Raw genomic sequence first — 15116 nt, 5'->3', positions numbered from 1 at the left:
GCTCGCCGGACGCGCTGCGAGCCACGGTTTTCAGGGCCTCAGCGGCCCTGTTCCACAAAAGTACGGGCCAGCGCCAAGGCTTCGTCCAGCTTGCCGGCATCGGTGCCGCCGCCCTGGGCCATGTCCGGGCGGCCGCCGCCTTTCCCGCCCACGGCCGCTGCGGCCTGCTTCATAAGATCGCCAGCCTTGAGCCTGGAGGTCAGGTCCTGGGTAACACCCGCGACCAGCACCACCTTCTCTTCGAACACCCCTCCAAGCAGGATCACGCCGCTGCCGAGCTTGTTCTTCAACTGATCGACCAGCGCCAGCAGCGCCTTGCCGTCCAGGCCGTCGAGGCGCGAAGCCAGAACCTTGACCCCGTCCACGTCAACGGCGGAGCCGGCCAGATCATCGCCCGCCGCGCTGGCGGCCTTGGCCTTGAGCTGCTCCAGCTCCTTTTCCAATTGGCGGTTGCGCTCGATCAGGCTGGAGAGCTTGTCCAACAGGTTGTCACGGCTGCCCTTGACGAGGCCGGCCGCTTCCTTGAGCTGCTCTTCCGCACCATTGAGATACGCCAGCGCCGCTGCGCCGGTGACCGCCTCGATACGGCGCACGCCGGAAGCCACGCCACCTTCGCTGGTAATCTTGAACAGGCCGATATCGCCAGTACGGGAGACGTGGGTACCGCCGCACAGTTCGACGGAGAAGTCACCGCCCATGCTCAGCACGCGCACCTGATCACCGTACTTCTCGCCAAACAGCGCCATTGCCCCCTTGGCCTTGGCGGTGTCAATGTCGGTTTCCTCGGTCTCGACCTTGGAGTTCTTGCGGATTTCGGCGTTGACGATGTCTTCCAGTTGCTTCAGTTGCTCGGGCTTGATCGCCTCGAAGTGGCTGAAGTCGAAACGCAGGCGCTGGCTGTCCACCAGGGAGCCTTTCTGCTGGACGTGATCACCCAGTACCTGGCGCAACGCGGCGTGCAACAGGTGAGTCGCGGAGTGATTCAGCGCGGTGGCCTGGCGTACCGAGCCGTCGACTTCGGCCTTCACGGCCGCACCGACGTTCAGGCTGCCCTGGGCGACCACGCCGTGGTGAAGGTGTGCGCCGCCCGCCTTGGTGGTGTCGCGCACGTCAAAGCGCACACCGGCACCGGCCAGGTAGCCGCTGTCACCGACCTGGCCGCCCGACTCGGCGTAGAACGGAGTCTGGTCGAGGACGACTACACCCTCTTCGCCTTCGGCGAGCTGTTCGACGGCCTTGCCGTCCTTGAATAGCGCGATGATCTGGCCTGCGCCGGAAATCCCCTGGTAGCCGAGGAAGCGGGTATCGCCGTCGACCTTCACCAGGCTGTTGTAGTCCATGCCGAAGGCGCTGGCAGAGCGCGCACGCTCGCGCTGGGCCTCCATCTCGCGCTCGAAGCCCTCCTCGTCCAGGGTCAGGCTGCGCTCACGGGCGATATCGTTGGTCAGGTCCACCGGGAAGCCATAGGTGTCATACAGCTTGAACACCACATTGCCCGGAATGACGGTGCCTTTCAGTTCGGCGAGATCCTGTTCGAGTATCTTCAGGCCCTGCTCCAGGGTCTTGGCGAATTGCTCTTCTTCTGTCTTGAGCACGCGCTCGATGTGTGCCTGCTGCTGCTTGAGCTCGGGGAAGGCTCCCCCCATCTCGCCTACCAGCGCGGCCACGATCTTGTGGAAGAAGGTGCCCTTGGCGCCCAGCTTGTTGCCGTGGCGGCAAGCGCGGCGGATGATGCGGCGCAGTACGTAGCCGCGGCCTTCGTTGGACGGCAGCACGCCGTCGGCAATCAGGAAGCCGCAGGAACGGATATGGTCGGCGACCACTTTCAGCGACGGCGCGTCGTCGTTGGCGCAGCCGATAGCTTCGGCGGAAGCCTTCAGCAGGCTCTGGAACAGGTCGATCTCGTAGTTCGAGTGGACATGCTGCAGCACTGCGCTGATACGCTCCAGGCCCATACCGGTATCCACGCTCGGCGCCGGCAGCGGGTGCATGACGCCGTCCGCAGTGCGGTTGAACTGCATGAAGACGTTGTTCCAGATCTCGATGTAGCGGTCGCCGTCTTCTTCCGGCGAGCCGGGCGGGCCACCCCAGATATCGGCGCCGTGGTCGAAGAAGATTTCGGTGCACGGGCCGCACGGGCCAGTGTCGCCCATCGCCCAGAAGTTATCCGAGGCGTAAGGGGCGCCCTTGTTGTCGCCGATGCGCACCATGCGCTCCGCCGGAATGCCGACTTCCTTGGTCCAGATGTCGTACGCCTCGTCATCGCTGGCATAGACGGTGACCCAGAGCTTTTCCTTGGGCAGGTTCAGCCATTTTTCAGAGGTCAGGAATTCCCAGGCGTAGGTGATCGCGTCGCGCTTGAAGTAGTCGCCGAAGCTGAAATTGCCCAGCATTTCAAAGAAGGTGTGGTGGCGCGCGGTGTAACCGACGTTTTCCAGATCGTTGTGCTTGCCGCCGGCACGCACGCATTTCTGGCTGGTGGTGGCACGGGTATAGGCGCGCTTTTCCAGGCCCAGGAAGCAATCCTTGAACTGGTTCATGCCTGCGTTGGTGAACAGCAGGGTCGGGTCGTTCGCCGGAATCAGCGAACTGGACGCTACGCGGGTGTGCCCCTTCTCTTCGAAGAAGCGGAGGAAGGCTTCACGGATTTCAGCGCTTTTCATAGGTTCTTCCACGGAAAAATGCGGCCACGAATCGCCGGCAAAGGGCCGCATTATATCGGCCCCGCATCAAGGTTGTAGTGTCTTTGCGCGATAGTTAACGCCCATCGCGCAATATTTGCTGTCAGGATCGACGAAAGGCGGCAAAAGCTTCGACAATACCGGGAATGTCCGCACTTTTCACATCGAGATGGGTAACCAGGCGCAAGCGCGCCGCCGGGCTGACGCGGATGCCACGCTCGAGGAGATGGGCCGCCAGGGCCGACGCCTGCCCCCCGGCATCGACGTAGACCATGTTGGTCTGCACCGGCTCGATGGAATAACCCAGTTCGGTGAGGCCACGCCCCAGTGCCTCGGCGTTGGCGTGATCCTCTGCCAGTCGCTCAACCTGATGATCCAGTGCATAGAGCGCAGCCGCTGCCAGGCCGCCGGCCTGGCGCATGCCGCCTCCGACCATCTTGCGCAGCCGGCGCGCGCGGCCGATCACCTCGGCGTCGCCACACAGCACCGACCCCACCGGTGCGCCAAGGCCCTTGGACAGGCAAACAGACACGGAATCGAAGTGGCGGGTAATCTCGCCAGCATCGACGCCCAGCTTCACCGCCGCGTTGTACAGGCGAGCGCCATCCAGATGCAGCGCCAGCCCGCGACGCAGGGTCAGCTCGCGCGCGGCGGCCAGGTAGGTCAGCGGAAGCACCTTACCCTGCATGGTGTTCTCCAGCGCCAGCAGGCGGGTACGAGCGAAGTGGAAGTCGTCCTGCTTGATCGCCGCCTCGACTTTGTCCAGGTCCAGCGAACCGTCGGCATCGCCGTCAATGGGCTGCGGCTGGATGGAACCCAGCACCGCGGCGCCGCCACCTTCATATTTATAAGTGTGCGCCTGCTGACCGACGATGTACTCGTCACCCCGGCCGCAATGAGCCATCAGGCCGAGCAGGTTGCTCATGGTGCCGGTCGGCACGAAGAGAGCGGCAGCGAAGCCCAGGCGCTCGGCCAGGGTTGCTTCCAGGCGGTTGACGCTCGGGTCTTCGCCATACACGTCGTCGCCCAGCTCGGCCCGCGCCATCGCTTCGCGCATACCGGCGGTGGGCAAGGTCACGGTGTCACTGCGAAGGTCGATGAAAGACATGGCGGGCTCCCTGGCATCAGGCGGAAAGAGCCGATGCTAAGCGCTCGCCACCGGGGAAACAAGGCGCACGAAGGTCGTGCGCCCGTGAGCCTCAGAGCTCGGTTGGAACCACCAGAATGCCAGCCCGCAGACCGTTCTTGACCCTAGGGTTTGGAAAGATGATTCGCGCACCGCGCTCTTCGACGATCCAGCGTGTACCGCCGATATCTTCGGCAAGCAGGTAGCCCTGGTCGAGCTCGGTGAAATTATCCACAGCATCATCCAGATGCAGGCGGAAATGGTCGCTGTGCTTGATTACTTCACGGGATACCGCGAAGAGCTTGAGACCATCGAGCGGCGCGCCATCGTCGGTCGGCTCGTCGCCGCGAATCAGCGCCTGCAGCATGATCTCCAGACGGTCGAGGTTGACCGCCTGGTTCTGCCCGAACGGCCGCGCCTTGCCCAGTTCCAGGGTGAACGCCTCGGCGCCCAGGCAACTATAGGTGTAGGCACTGAAGGTAATGCCCGGTTTGCTCTGCAACAGCACTGCATCGATCCCGGCGCTACGCAGGCGGGCCAACTCATCGCGGGAATGCTCGCGTCCCTCGCTCCACGGATAGAGCGCGAATTGCTCGATCTTCGAACCTCGGATGGCCGTATGCAGGTCATAGTGCAGGCGAGGCCGCTCCGCACGAGAGAAGAACGCCGCGGCAAGGCGCTCCAGTTCGGCGGCGCGCAGGGCCTCGTTACCGCTGCCGTCCTCGTGACGCCCGCAGAACAAGCGGTTGATGTCCTGCTCCAGATACCGCTCGCCACGGCGCATGGCTTCGGGGTTACCGAGCAGGAACAACACCCGCGAGGCAGGCTTCAGCTCGCCACGGGCAATGCGCTGCAGGAGACGATCGAGCAACTCGATGGGCGCAGTCTCGTTACCGTGGATACCCGCCGACAACAGCAGATCGCGACCGTTGTCGCGAGCGACGGTCGGCGTGATCTCCAGGGCGCCTTCGGCAAGCCAGTGCAAGCGCGTGCCATCCGCCGTCAACTGGATTTTTTCCGTCGGCTCACGGCCGGCGAGGGTCAGTTCGAGCAATTTGCCCAGAGCTAGCATGCGGACGCCTCCATCGCACCAGACGGCCGCACACGGCCGTGGGTTCCGCGGTCAGTGGTGATGATCACACCCACAGTCTGGACCATGTTCATGGACTTCGGCAGCCTCCAGCTCCAGGCTCAGGCCCAACTGGTTCACCGCCTGCGGGCGCACCACCAGCAACGGTATCTCGACGTCATCCTCGTGCGAGTCGGCGTAGATCACCAGGCCGCCCTTGCCGTCGGCTTCCAGCCACAGCTCACGTCCCTCCAGGCGGATGGCCAGGCGCGCGGTGTGGGTCTCGCGGCGCTCGCCCTTGGTGTCTTCGAGAATCAACGGGAGGCTTTCGGTCATGTCAGTCACCTGACCCGCTCAATGCCTCGCCGAGCGCAGCTCAGGCGAGGCAAGAACAGGCGAAAGAGCGCAGTTTACGCGCTGTAAATGAGCATCTTGAGCCTGTTCCTAACGCTGCATGAGCAAGCGCAGGCAGGCAGTGGGCCGGTCATCAGTTCTGCTGGAACGGATAAACCGAGCCCAGTTTAAGGATCTGGCTCAATTCATCCAACGCCGTCCGGCATTCGATGAGCAATTGCGGGTCGGCCAGGTCGGCTTCGGACAGGCGATCGCGGTAGTGCTTGTCGACCCATGTGACCAGGGTGTCGTGCAGGGTCGGGGTCATGATGACGCCCGGATTGACCGCCGCCAGCTCCTTGTCGCTCAGCGCCACGCGCAGGCGCAGGCAGGCGGGGCCTCCGCCGTTCTGCATGCTCTGCTTGAGGTCGAACACCTTCACCTCGCGGATCGGGCCATCCTCGGCGGTCAGGCGCGACAGGTATCTCCAGACGCGCTCGTTCTTGCGGCACTCTTCGGGGACGATCAGAAGCATGTTGCCATCGGCGCGGGTCAGCAACTGGCTGTTGAACAGATAGGACTTCACCGCATCCTCGACCGTAACCTGGTCACGCGGCACGCATACGGCCCGGAAGCGACCGCCACGGCGGCCCAGCTTGTCGTGCAGTTCGGCCAGCACGCGCTCGGTGTCGAGGAAGGCATCCTCATGGTGGAACAGCACTTCGCCATTCCCCACCGCGATCACGTCATTGTGGAACACGCCCTGGTCGATCACCGCCGGGTTCTGCTGGGCGTAGACCACACCGTCGTCGCTCAGGCCGTGCAGGCGGGCGACAGCCTGACAGGCTTCCAGGGTCTGCCGCGCCGGGTAGCGCTGCGGAGCCGGGAAGCGGCTGTCGAATGCGCTGCGGCCGAAGACGAAGAACTCCACGCCGGCTTCGCCGTAGGACTTGCAGAAGCGCGTATGGTTGGCCGCCCCCTCGTCGCCGAACTGCGAGACCGCAGGCAGCGCGGCGTGATGGGCGAAGTATTTCTCGTCGTTGAACATCGCCGCGAGGATGCGGCTGGTCTGCGGATGCTCGATGGAACGATGGAACTTGCAGTTCAGGTTGGCTGCGGTGAAGTGCACGCGCCCATCGGCGGTGTCCGCGCCAGGACTGACAGTGGCGGCGTTGGCGGTCCACATGCAGGATGCCGAACTGACCGCGGCGAGCAGCGGCAGGGCTTCCCTGGCAGCCTTGGCGATCACCTCGGCATCGCTGCCGGAGAAGCCCAGGGCACGCAGCGAGGCAACCGCCGGGCGCTCCTGCGGGGCGAACACACCCTGCTTGAAGCCCATTTCCATCAGCGCCTTCATCTTCGCCAGGCCCTGCCTGGCCGCTTCGCGCGGGTTGGACGCGACCTGACTGTTGCTCTGCGAGGCCACGTTGCCGTATGACAGGCCGCCGTAGTTGTGCGTCGGTCCGACCAGACCGTCGAAGTTCATTTCATAGGCGGTCATCACAGGCTCACTCCCGGGGTCAGGGTTGCAGGCAGGCTCAGGCTGTCGCTTTCCAGCGAAGCGACCGGGTACGCGCAGTAATCAGCGGCGTAATAGGCGCTCGGGCGATGGTTGCCGGAGGCGCCGATGCCACCGAACGGCGCGCTGCTGGCGGCGCCGGTCAATTGTTTGTTCCAGTTGACGATGCCGGCGCGGCTTTCAATGAGGAAGTCTTCATAGCGCTCGCGGGAATCCGACAGCAGGCCGGCAGCCAGGCCGTACTGGGTGGCGTTGGCTTCGCGCACGGCGGCGTCGAAATCGACGTAGCGGATGACCTGCAGCAGCGGGCCGAAGAACTCTTCGTCCGGGCGCTCGGCGACGGCGGATACGTCGAGGATGCCCGGAGTCAGCAAGGCGGCGGTGTCCAGCGGCTGGGTCATCGCCAGCAGGGGCTTGGCGCCCCTGGCCAGCAGTTGCTCCTGCGCCTTGATCAGTTGCTGCGCGGCGGCGAGCGAGATCACCGCCCCCATGAAGGGCGCGGGCTGCTCGTCGAAGCGCCCGACCTTGATGGTCGAAGCCACAGCCACCAGGCGTTCGATCAGCGCATCGCCCCAGGCGCCCTGCGGCACCAGCAGGCGGCGCGCGCAGGTACAGCGCTGGCCAGCGGAAATGAAGGCGGACTGGATGATGGTGTAGACGGCGGCGTCGACATCCTTCACTTCATCCACGATCAGCGGGTTGTTGCCGCCCATCTCCAGCGCGAGGATCTTCTGCGGGCGGCCGCCGAACTGGCTGTGCAGCAGGTTGCCGGTGCGGCTGGAGCCGGTGAAGAAGAGGCCGTCGATGTCGTCGTTGCCGGCCAGCGCCACGCCGGTGTCCCGGGCGCCCTGCACCAGGTTGATCACGCCGGCGGGAATGCCCGCCTCGATCCAGGCCTGCAAGGTCAGCTCGGCGACCTTCGGGGTCAGCTCGCTGGGCTTGAATACCACGGCATTACCCGCCAGCAGGGCCGGCACGATGTGACCGTTGGGCAGATGGCCGGGGAAATTGTACGGGCCGAATACGGCGACCACCCCGTGGGGCTTGTGACGCAGCACGGCGGTGGCATCGGCCAGAGGACCGCTCTTCTCGCCGGTACGTTCGCGGAACGCCTGGATCGAGATGGCGACCTTGTTGACCATGCTGGTCACTTCGGTGGCGGCTTCCCACAGCGGCTTGCCGGTTTCCTCGCCGATTGCGCGGGCCAGCTCTTCGGAGCGGCCCTTGAGGGCAGCAGCGAAGCGTTCCAGCACAGCGATGCGCTCTGCCAGCGGGCGACGGGCCCAGGCCGGGAAGGCGTTGCGCGCAGCTCCGACGGCGCAGGCAACCTGCGCGGCCGAAGCGGCACGGCCACTCCAGACCACGGCCTGGCTGACCGGGCAAAGCGACTCCAGCGGCTCGCCGTCGCCCGCCAGCCACTGGCCGGCAATATAGTGGGTATTCATCATCAGGCTCCCCTGACGCCTCTCGGCGTCAGCTGCGTTTTCCGGAGAGAGGCACCGCGCGGACTGAAGCCCCGGCGGACAGGCGCAAGCGCTTGGCGGTCTGCGCGTCGACCACCAGCGAGCCGGCGGCCACCCGCGCCGGGGCCGCGGTGATACGGCAGTCCTCGCGCTTGCGGTTGTGGATAAGGAAAGGCTCGGCATCATCGCCCGGCGTACCGATGGCCAACACCAGGTTCTGGCTGTCGGCAATCGGGCGGATCTTGTCGGTCGGCGCCTCGATGGCAGGGCCGGCGTCGAAGATGTCGACATAGCCCTGGTAGCTGAAACCTTCGGCCTTGAGCATGGCCAGCGCCGGCTCGGTATCGGGGTGCACGCGCCCAATGACCGAGCGCGCCTCCTCCGACAGGAAGCAGGTGTAGAGCGGGAACTTGGGCATCAGCTCAGCGATGAAGGACTTGTTGCCCACGCCGGTCAGATAATCGGCCTGGCTGAACTCCATCTTGAAGAAGTGCCTGCCCAGGCTTTCCCAGAACGGCGAGCGGCCGTCGGCATCGGACATGCCGCGCATTTCGGCGATCACCTTGTCGCCGAACAGCTCGCGGAATTCGGCGATGAACAGGAAGCGAGCCTTCGACAGCAGGCGACCGTTCAGCCCGGTGCGGTGATCGGCGCGCAGGAACAGCGAACACAGCTCGGACTGTCCGGTGAGGTCGTTGGCCAGGAACAGCGTGGGAATCTCACGGTGAATACCCAGCTCCTGGGACGCGCTGACGGTGAGGCCGACGCGGTAGTTGTACCAGGGCTCGCGGAGGCCGACCGCACCGGCCACGGCGGAAATGCCCACGACTTCACCGTTGTCGTCCTCCAGGACGAACAGGTAGTCGGCGTCAGCGCGCTCGGCCTCGCCACGGAAAGCCTTCTCGGCCCAGTCGACGCGATGCTGCAAGCGCTGCTCGTTGGCCGGCAGAGTAGTCAGGCCGGTGCCGGTGCTGCGCGCGAGATTGAACAGGGCCGGAAGGTCGGCGCTGGTTACGGGACGGACAATCATGCTCTTTCCCCTCAGATCGCGACCAGACGCACGCTGGCGCCTTCGCCAACGCCCAGGACGTCGGCGGCTTCCTGGTTCAGGGTCACCGGCTTGCCGGGAGCCCAGTCAAGTTCGACGACAATGGCGCGAAAATCCTGCAACTGCCCGTTAGTGATCAGATAGCCACGATTCCCCTTGGCGCCCTCTCCGATGCGCACAGGAACCTGCCGGCTCTGGGCGATAGAGCGGATGCTGGAGGTCCGCGCGTGCAGGGTCGGCCCGCCGTCGAAGATGTCGATGTAGTTGTCGGACTCGAAACCGTCGCGCATCAGGATGTCGAAGGTGATCTGCGCGCGCGGATGGACCTGGCCCATCGACTCCTGCGCCTCATCCGGCAGCAGCGGCACGTAGATCGGGTAATGTGGCATCAGCTCGGCGAGGAAGGTACGGCTCTTGAGGCCCGAGAGCTTCTCCGCGGCGCTGTAGTCGAGGTCAAAGAAATTGCGCCCGATGGCGTTCCAGAACGGCGACTGGCCCTGGTCATCGCTGTAGCCGACGATCTCCACCACCACCGCGTCGGCGAAACGCTCCGGATGGCTGGCCATGAACAGCAGACGGCCACGGGAGTTCAGCTCGGCGACCGGAGTGTTCACCAGGTCGCGCTCGACGTAGAAACTGGTCAGCAGGCTGTTGCCGGTAAGGTCATGGCACAGCGAGAGGACGTGAATCTTGTTGTGGATCTTCAGCTCACGGGAGGCATGAACGAAGGTCTCGTTGCGGAAGCTGTAGAACGGCTCGGAGAACCCGGCGGAGGCCACGATCGCCGAGCAGCCGACCAGGCGGCCGTTGGCTGTGTCTTCGAGCACGAAGAAATAGCTTTCCTCGCCATTGAAACTCACCTCGGCGGCGAACGACGCCTCCGAGGCGAGAATCTTGTCTTTCAACCGTTCCGCGTCGTCCGGCAGCGACGTGACGCCGACCGGGCTGTCCGCGGCTAGACGCTGCACCTGTTGCAGGTCGGCCACTTGGGCGGGGCGCATCACCAGCATGGCGTCACTCCTCTAACCAGACAAAGTTTCGTGATTCTTGGGCGCAACACAGCCTGTGCCGCGCAAACCAGGGCATTCGGAGAACCGGCCGAAGATTGTCCGGCCGGATCGAACGGCGAGGTACAGACCCCGCCGATCCAGCTTAGCCGGAGGCTGTCAGCCGCGGGTCAGCTTGGCGATGGCGCGCTCAAGGCGATCCAGGCCTTCATCGATATCGGCATCCGGGATTACCAGGCTGGGCGCGAAACGCACCACGTCCGGGCCGGCCTGGAGCACCATCACCGCCTCTTTCTCGGCAGCATTCAGCACGTCCTTGGCCTTGCCCTTCCAGGCATCGGCCAGTACCGCACCGATCAGCATGCCCATGCCACGAACCTCGGTGAAAATGCCGTACTCGGCGGCAAGCTTCTGCAGGCGGCCCTTGAAGCGCTGGTGCTTGTCCTTCACGCCCTGCAGCACTTCCGGGGTATTGATCACGTCGAAGGCGGCGCCGGCGACAGCGCATGCCAGCGGGTTGCCGCCATAGGTGGTACCGTGGGTGCCAACCACCAGATGCTCGGCGATCTTCGCGGTAGTGAGCATGGCGCCGATAGGGAAGCCGCCGCCCAGGCCCTTGGCGCTGGAGAGGATGTCAGGGGTCACGCCGTAGTACTGATGGGCATAGAGATAGCCGATCCGGCCGAAGCCGCTCTGCACTTCATCGAAGATCAGCAGCGCATTGTTCTCGTCGCAGAGCTTGCGCACACCTTCGAGGTAGGCCTTGTCGGCCGGCAGCACGCCACTCTCGCCCTGTACCGGCTCAATGATCACGGCGCAGGTCTTGTCGGAAATGGCGGCTGCCAGCGCCTCCAGATCGTTGAACGGAATGTGGGTGATGCCCTGCACCTTCGGACCGAAACCGTCGGAGTACTTGGCCTGGCCACCGACATTGACGGTGAACAGGGTACGACCGTGGAAGCTGTTGATCATAGAAATGATCTCGTACTTCTCGGGGCCGTGGACGTCATGGGCATAGCGACGCGCCAGCTTCAGCGCGGCCTCGTTGGCCTCGGCGCCGGAATTGGCGAAGAACACTCGCTCGGCGAAGGTGGCGTCGATCAGCTTCTTGGCCAGGCGCAGGGCGGGCTCGTTGGTGAACACGTTGGAGACGTGCCAGATCTTGCCGGCCTGTTCGGTCAGCGCCTGCATCAGCGCCGGATGACCGTGCCCCAGGGAGTTGACCGCGATACCGCCAGCGAAGTCGATCAGCTCTCGGCCATTCTGATCCCAGACTCGGGAACCCTCGCCACGCACCGGAATGAAGACAGCCGGCGAATAGTTGGGAACCATGACTTGATCGAAGTCGGAGCGTTGGACCTGAGCTTGCGGAGCGGACATCGGTGTTCTCCTGCCTGGTTGAGGCGGCTATCGATGAATGGATTGTAGGGACGATCAACGGGCCGGCATTGCCGCCATGCGACAACTTGTTATAGCGCCAACACACGGATTGCCGAGGCTTACGGAAATGCGACAGAAAGCATCGGGAAGGCGCAGTGTAAGGCCTGCGGCGAAGCTGGAATACTTGCGGCACGAGAAAATCTACCGCACGCCAACTGCCAAGCCAGCACTCACTACCTACGGATGGAAAAACCATGCTGATCAATGGAATCGAATACGGGATTCAATTCGCCTCCGACATAAACCCACGAGACGGGCTTGGACTGGAGTGCTGCATCAACAATGTGCCGATTCTGGAAATATTCCGGGACGACGAAAACAAACGATACGTCGTGAACCTATTTCAGCAAGACGTTCCGCTGGAAGTCCTCGAAGCCCTCATCCCCACCGCACGGGCAGAATTGGGCGATTTCGTACCGTAGGCAGGTCATCGTCGTAGGGCGCATAACGCGCCAGCGTTATCCGCCGTGGCCACAGAGACAGCCGGAAAGAGGCACTGTAGGAGCGAGCCGTCAGCCGCGCTCGGCGACCACCTGGGGCGCTTCGGCGATGCCCAGGCCGCGGCGCTGGTTGCGGTCTTCGCGCGGAGTCACGCCGAAGAAATTGCGATAGGCGCTGGAGAAGTGCGGGCCGCTGGAGAAGCCGCAGGACAGGCCGATCTGGATGATCGACTTGCTGGTCTGCATCAGCATCTGCCGCGCGCGATTCAGGCGCAGCTCCAGATAGTACTGGCTGGGCACACGGGTCAGATACTGCTTGAAGATGCGCTCCAACTGGCGGCGCGAGACACAAACGTGCTGAGCGATCTCGTCGGTGGTCAGCGGCTCTTCGATATTCGCCTCCATCAGCAACACCGCCTGGGTGAGCTTCGGGTGACTGGAGCCGAGGCGATTCTTCAGCGGGATACGCTGGCGCTCGGACCCTTCGCGGATGCGCTCCACCACCAGTTCCTCGGACACCGCGCCAGCCAGCTCCGCGCCATGATCGCGGGAGAGCACGGCCAGCAGCAGGTCGAGCACCGCCATGCCGCCACAGGCGCTCAGACGGTCGCGATCCCACTCGAACAGATGATTGGTGGCGATGACCCTGGGGTAACGCTCGGTGAAATCGTCGTGCCAGCGCCAGTGCACGGCGGCGCGGTAGCCATCGAGCAGGCCGAGCTGTGCCAGCGGGTAGATGCCGGCGGACAGCGCACCGATACTCACGCCATTGCGCGACAACTGCTTCAGCGCCCCAGCCAACGGCGCGGACACCGCCTGCGGCACCTCGTCGGCGACCAGGAATATCCGCTGGCACTGCTCCAGCACACCATTCCAGGCCTGCCCCGGCAGACGCCAGCCGTCCGCCTCGGCGATCGGCTCGGCGCTCATGAACACCGGATCGTAGAGCGCCTCCGGGTGCAGCCGGCGGGCGACCCTCAGGGCCTCCTCGGCCAGCGCCAGTGTCAGCGCCCGCGTATGCGGCCAGAGGAGAAATCCGATGCGTTGTGCAGTCATGCGGCTAGATCACCAGGCGACGATGACAGACAGCTTACTTCAAGCTGCCGGAAAGGAACTGCTTGAGGCGTTCCGATTGCGGATTGGCCAGGACTACCTTCGGGCAGCCCGCCTCCTCCACCAGCCCCTTGTGCAGGAACACCAACTGGTTCGACACCTCACGGGCAAAGCCCATCTCGTGGGTCACCACCACCATCGTGCGACCCTCCTGGGCCAGATCCTGCATCACGCGCAGGACTTCGCCGACCAGCTCGGGGTCCAGTGCGGAAGTCGGTTCGTCGAACAACATCACTTCCGGCTCGACCGCCAGCGCCCGGGCAATGGCCACGCGCTGCTGCTCGCCGCCGCTCATATGGGCCGGATAGGCATCCTTGCGGTGCGCCACGCCGACTTTCGCCAGGTAGTGCTCGGCCTTTTCCAGCGCCTCTTTCTTCGGAACGCCCAGTACGTGGACCGGCGCCTCGATGACGTTCTCCAGCGCACTCATGTGCGACCACAGATTGAAGTGCTGAAACACCATCGACAGTCGCGAGCGCATGCGCTGCAACTGCCTGGCATCGGCAGCCTTGAGCGCGCCGTCCTTGTTCGGTATGAGCTTGAGCTCTTCGCCGTTGAGCAGGATCTTGCCGGCGTGCGGCTGCTCCAGCAGGTTGATGCAGCGCAGGAAGGTACTCTTGCCCGAGCCGGAGGAGCCGATGATGCTGATCACGTCGCCCGCTTTCGCCGCCAGCGAGACGCCCTTGAGCACCTCGTGATTGCCATAGCGCTTGTGCAGGTCCTGGATTTCCAGTTTGTACATGGTGTCGGTTCTCGAATTCAGTCGTTGATCAGCCGGCCCTTGCGGAACGGCTCACGCCCGGCCACCTTGGCCAGCCAAAGTCCCGGCTGGGCGTAGCGCCCACGCTCGATGGCGAACAGCACGCCGGAAGTACCGGCGCTAACGGTGCTGACCTTGTCGTTCAGCGGGTCGACCACCTCGAACAGCGCGTCGCCCTTCTCCACCCACTCCCCTGCCCTGCGCAGGAAACTCACCACGCCGGCATGGGGTGCGTAGAGGTATTCGGTGCCTTCGAAGGGCATGCCTTCGCAGCATTCGCCCGGGGGCGCCGGCCAATCACCGGCGATCAATCCCTGTTCGGCGAGGAAGCCGAGGATGGCTTCAGCGTTGGCCTGCGCCTGGTCGACACGGGTATCGCCCACACCACCCAGCTCGACAGTGGTCGCCAGGCACGCCAGCGGAATCGCCGCCTGCGGATAGGCTTGTGCCAAACGCAGCCAGGGCAGGGAACAGGATTCGTCGAAGGAACTGCCACCGGAATCTTCGGCAAGCAACGCCACGCCGGCTTTCAGGCGCGCTGCGAGAGACTTCCAGCGCGGCCAGTGCTGCGGAATCGCGTAGACGTGAATGGCAGCGTCGAAGTCGCAATGCAGGTCGAGCACCACCTCGGCATCGCAGGCGTGGCGCAGCAGGATGCGCTGCATGCCCTGCAGCTCGGAAGGCGCCGGCGGCAACGCGTCAAGACCATCACGCATGGCCTGACGGATCAGCTCGACGTTGGCTGCCTCGTCGGTGCCCAGCTTTTCGCCAACGCGCTCAGCCACCAGGGCCGAAAGCTCGACGAAGTCGCGATTGAAGTTCTTCCCACTGCCGAACTCGAAACGCCCAAGATGGCTGGCCTGCAGGGTCTGCCCCAGGCCGATGGGATTGGCCACCGGCACCAGTTCGACGATGCAGTTGAGTTGCCCGCGCGCCTCAAGATCGGCCAGACGCTGCTTCAACTCCCATGCGGTACGCATGCCCGGCAGCTCGTCGGCATGCAGGCTGGACTGGATGTAGACCTTGCGCGCCCCTTTGCCATAGCGGAACACGCTAAGGCGGCGCTCGCTGCCAAGACTGCCCCAGGGCAGCAGATGATCGATGCGCTCCACAGTCG

At 64.3% G+C, this 15116-nt stretch carries 13 protein-coding genes; 1 reads left to right on the top strand and 12 read right to left on the bottom strand.

Features of this window, described 5'->3' with window-relative positions:
• Positions 1-38: 38 nt before the first annotated feature.
• From alaS to OU419_RS09580, 9 genes are all read right to left on the bottom strand, one after another.
• On the bottom strand, positions 39-2663 hold the full coding sequence (alaS, locus tag OU419_RS09620) for an alanine--tRNA ligase (protein ID WP_254471946.1): 2625 nt from the start codon (positions 2661-2663) through the stop codon (positions 39-41).
• Positions 2664-2784: 121 nt separating this feature from the next.
• Entirely contained in the window at positions 2785-3789 is a 1005-nt protein-coding gene (gene ltaE / locus OU419_RS09615; RefSeq protein WP_254471945.1) for a low-specificity L-threonine aldolase, read from the bottom strand.
• Between the two features lie 91 nt (positions 3790-3880).
• Complete coding sequence (astE, locus tag OU419_RS09610; protein WP_254471944.1) at positions 3881-4879, bottom strand: succinylglutamate desuccinylase; 999 nt, start codon at positions 4877-4879, stop codon at positions 3881-3883.
• A 51-nt stretch (positions 4880-4930) separates the two neighbouring features.
• The gene (locus OU419_RS09605; RefSeq protein WP_254471943.1) at positions 4931-5212 is read right to left on the bottom strand and encodes a GTPase; all 282 of its coding nucleotides are present in this window, start codon (positions 5210-5212) and stop codon (positions 4931-4933) included.
• A 151-nt stretch (positions 5213-5363) separates the two neighbouring features.
• Entirely contained in the window at positions 5364-6710 is a 1347-nt protein-coding gene (gene astB, locus OU419_RS09600; RefSeq protein WP_254471942.1) for an N-succinylarginine dihydrolase, read from the bottom strand.
• Positions 6710-8176 (bottom strand): succinylglutamate-semialdehyde dehydrogenase, encoded by a 1467-nt coding sequence (gene astD / locus OU419_RS09595; protein ID WP_254471941.1) that lies wholly within the window; start codon positions 8174-8176, stop codon positions 6710-6712. Before astD ends, astB begins: the two co-directional genes overlap by 1 nt.
• A 25-nt stretch (positions 8177-8201) precedes the next feature.
• Complete coding sequence (astA, locus tag OU419_RS09590; protein WP_254471940.1) at positions 8202-9221, bottom strand: arginine N-succinyltransferase; 1020 nt, start codon at positions 9219-9221, stop codon at positions 8202-8204.
• An 11-nt stretch (positions 9222-9232) separates the two neighbouring features.
• Complete coding sequence (gene aruF / locus OU419_RS09585; protein ID WP_254471939.1) at positions 9233-10249, bottom strand: arginine/ornithine succinyltransferase subunit alpha; 1017 nt, start codon at positions 10247-10249, stop codon at positions 9233-9235.
• A 156-nt stretch (positions 10250-10405) separates the two neighbouring features.
• The gene (locus OU419_RS09580; protein ID WP_254471938.1) at positions 10406-11626 is read right to left on the bottom strand and encodes an aspartate aminotransferase family protein; all 1221 of its coding nucleotides are present in this window, start codon (positions 11624-11626) and stop codon (positions 10406-10408) included.
• Positions 11627-11880: 254 nt separating this feature from the next.
• Between OU419_RS09580 and OU419_RS09575 the strand changes: the two genes are divergently transcribed.
• Positions 11881-12108, top strand: a complete 228-nt coding sequence (locus OU419_RS09575; protein WP_254471937.1) for a hypothetical protein — start codon at positions 11881-11883, stop codon at positions 12106-12108.
• A gap of 90 nt (positions 12109-12198) precedes the next feature.
• Here the strand turns inward: OU419_RS09575 and argR are convergent, their stop codons facing one another.
• The 3 genes from argR to OU419_RS09560 are packed head-to-tail and all read right to left on the bottom strand — an operon-like array spanning position 12199 to position 15111.
• Positions 12199-13182, bottom strand: coding sequence for a transcriptional regulator ArgR (argR, locus tag OU419_RS09570; protein WP_254471936.1), 984 nt, complete (start codon positions 13180-13182; stop codon positions 12199-12201).
• Between the two features lie 34 nt (positions 13183-13216).
• Positions 13217-13981 (bottom strand): arginine/ornithine transport ATP-binding protein AotP, encoded by a 765-nt coding sequence (gene aotP, locus OU419_RS09565; RefSeq protein ID WP_254471935.1) that lies wholly within the window; start codon positions 13979-13981, stop codon positions 13217-13219.
• 17 nt (positions 13982-13998) lie between these two features.
• Entirely contained in the window at positions 13999-15111 is a 1113-nt protein-coding gene (locus tag OU419_RS09560) for a succinylglutamate desuccinylase/aspartoacylase family protein (protein WP_254471934.1), read from the bottom strand.
• Positions 15112-15116 lie beyond the last annotated feature (5 nt).

Source organism: Pseudomonas triclosanedens (assembly GCF_026686735.1).
Classification (GTDB): domain Bacteria; phylum Pseudomonadota; class Gammaproteobacteria; order Pseudomonadales; family Pseudomonadaceae; genus Pseudomonas; species Pseudomonas triclosanedens.
The sequence above is the reverse complement of the archived record's forward strand: the minus strand, read 5'-3'. Positions and strand labels throughout refer to the sequence as shown.

Coding starts and splice junctions, on each gene's coding strand:
- alaS (WP_254471946.1), bottom strand. CDS start 2,663: ATGAAAAGCGCTGAAATCCGTGAAGCCTTCCTCCGCTTCTTCGAAGAG.
- astE (WP_254471944.1), bottom strand. CDS start 4,879: ATGCTAGCTCTGGGCAAATTGCTCGAACTGACCCTCGCCGGCCGTGAG.
- aotP (WP_254471935.1), bottom strand. CDS start 13,981: ATGTACAAACTGGAAATCCAGGACCTGCACAAGCGCTATGGCAATCAC.
- argR (WP_254471936.1), bottom strand. CDS start 13,182: ATGACTGCACAACGCATCGGATTTCTCCTCTGGCCGCATACGCGGGCG.
- astD (WP_254471941.1), bottom strand. CDS start 8,176: ATGATGAATACCCACTATATTGCCGGCCAGTGGCTGGCGGGCGACGGC.
- astB (WP_254471942.1), bottom strand. CDS start 6,710: ATGACCGCCTATGAAATGAACTTCGACGGTCTGGTCGGACCGACGCAC.
- ltaE (WP_254471945.1), bottom strand. CDS start 3,789: ATGTCTTTCATCGACCTTCGCAGTGACACCGTGACCTTGCCCACCGCC.
- OU419_RS09580 (WP_254471938.1), bottom strand. CDS start 11,626: ATGTCCGCTCCGCAAGCTCAGGTCCAACGCTCCGACTTCGATCAAGTC.
- astA (WP_254471940.1), bottom strand. CDS start 9,221: ATGATTGTCCGTCCCGTAACCAGCGCCGACCTTCCGGCCCTGTTCAAT.
- aruF (WP_254471939.1), bottom strand. CDS start 10,249: ATGCTGGTGATGCGCCCCGCCCAAGTGGCCGACCTGCAACAGGTGCAG.
- OU419_RS09605 (WP_254471943.1), bottom strand. CDS start 5,212: ATGACCGAAAGCCTCCCGTTGATTCTCGAAGACACCAAGGGCGAGCGC.
- OU419_RS09575 (WP_254471937.1), top strand. CDS start 11,881: ATGCTGATCAATGGAATCGAATACGGGATTCAATTCGCCTCCGACATA.